This is a genomic window from Streptomyces tropicalis, assembly GCF_029269835.1.
GTDB classification, from domain to species: Bacteria; Actinomycetota; Actinomycetes; order Streptomycetales; family Streptomycetaceae; genus Streptomyces; species Streptomyces tropicalis.
Genome location: NZ_JARJBB010000084.1, coordinates 1 through 1663, shown reverse-complemented (window position 1 = coordinate 1663; position 1663 = coordinate 1). Strand labels below are relative to the sequence as shown.

Below are 1663 nucleotides of genomic sequence, written 5' to 3'. Positions count from 1 at the left end.
GCGCAGGGCGGCAGCAGTCTCATGGGCGAGGCTGGCCTCGGTGTAGAAGAACACGCGGTTCGGCTCATCGTCTCTGTCGGTCGCACGTTCAAGGTCCTGCTCCGCACGCAGCAGGGCGGCGACCGCGGCCTTCTTCTCACCGCCCGCGGCGAGGCCACGGGCGTGCACGACGCCGAGAAGCGAGCGTTCGCGCCAGCAGGCGTGGGCGTATCGGCGGCTGGACAGGGACGCTTCGGCCAGGCGAACGGCTTCCTGGGGTTGCCCGAGATCAACGGCCTGGTGGGCCATCGCCCGCAGGATGTGACCAGCCAGCGGTGCGTCTCCAGCTTCTTCGGCGAGGTTCGTGGCGATCGTCAACCAGTGCTGCGCGACCGGGTGTTCCCGCCCGTCGAAGGCCGTCCAGCCCGCCAGGTAAGCGAGTTCGGCGGCCGCGGACGTCATCGCCTTTCGAATGTCTTCGGAGAGGAACCGGCCGCTCAGAAGCTCGGCGACGTCTGTGCGGAGGTACGCGACAAGGGCGGCCCGGCCGGCGCGGCCTCCGCGCCTCTGGTCGCGGCGGGAGAAGATGACGGCCATCTCGCGGACGTCTTCGACGTCCTGGGGCGTGACCACGAGGCTCGCCAAGGGCCTGCGTGCCCGGGCTCGGTCCGTGGCCTGCTCGAACCACGTGTCCTCGGGAAGAGCGAGGGCGGATACGGAGTAGACCGAGTTGGCCAGCAGTTGTCGGCGGTCGATGTCCACCATGTCCTTGCTCCCGAGCGTCACCAGCGTGGTCAGTGGATCGTCGCTCCACGTCGGCGGTTCGAGTCCGGTGTCCGCTGCCAGCCCGATGTCGGCGAGCGTGACGAGGCGGCCGAGGCCGCGGGAGAGCGTCTCGGCCAAGATAGACGGTGCGCGGCCCTCCACCGGCGCTCCGGAGATCCAGCGGGCGATGTACGGCTGAGCCACGCTCTGAAGTTCGGTCGCGCCGTGCTCGGCAGCGACCGCTCGGATACGCGCGGCCAACTGGCGCTGCGACAGGCCCAGCTCTTGGACGACGCGTTCCAGCCGCGTATTGCGCGTGCGTTCCATCGCGCGCCCCACTCCCCGAAACGATCTTGTATCACGTGTATCGCGCCGACCGGTCTGCCGGGATACCCACGGGCCCGCGAACACGGTTCTCTCGTGAAGACGATATTCCTCCAACGCCTGCGGCGTGGGCGGAAGTCGACGACCTCATCCACACGGGCACAACCGGTGGCCAGAGCTGATCGTGCACTGGCAGGCGAGGAGAAGCGGCCGATGAACCACCTGACGCGCAAGAACCCCGGCTGCCCGACCACGGCGTCCGCCGTCGTGCCCCGTCAAGGAGCGTGCGTGATGCCGAATCTGCCTGCGGACCGCAATGGCGCGCTCGCTGCGCACGAGCCGCAGTTCAAGGCGTTGTTTCCCGCCAAGCGGGAGGCCATCCCGCGCGTGCGAGGAAGGCTGCGGGCGCGCCTGGAGGAGGACGACCTCGGCAGCATCGCCGACGACGTCGTCCTGATCTGCACGGAGCTCATGGCCAACGCCATCCTGCACGGGTGCATCGGCTTCCCGCCCGGAATCACCATCAAGCTCACCGTGGAGTGGTCCGACGCCCAGCTTCGCGTGGACGTACGCGACCCGTCCGTCGTACGGCCCC

The 1663-nt window shown here is 69.0% G+C and carries 2 protein-coding genes; one reads left to right on the top strand and one right to left on the bottom strand.

Annotated elements, in window-relative coordinates; translation table 11 throughout:
- Positions 1-1071: NsdA family TPR-like regulatory protein (locus P3H78_RS33090; protein ID WP_276112871.1), on the bottom strand; the 1071-nt coding region annotated here is incomplete at its 3' end.
- Between the two features lie 288 nt (positions 1072-1359).
- Here P3H78_RS33090 and P3H78_RS33085 point away from each other — a divergent pair.
- Positions 1360-1663: ATP-binding protein (locus P3H78_RS33085; protein ID WP_369015733.1), on the top strand; the 304-nt coding region annotated here is incomplete at its 3' end.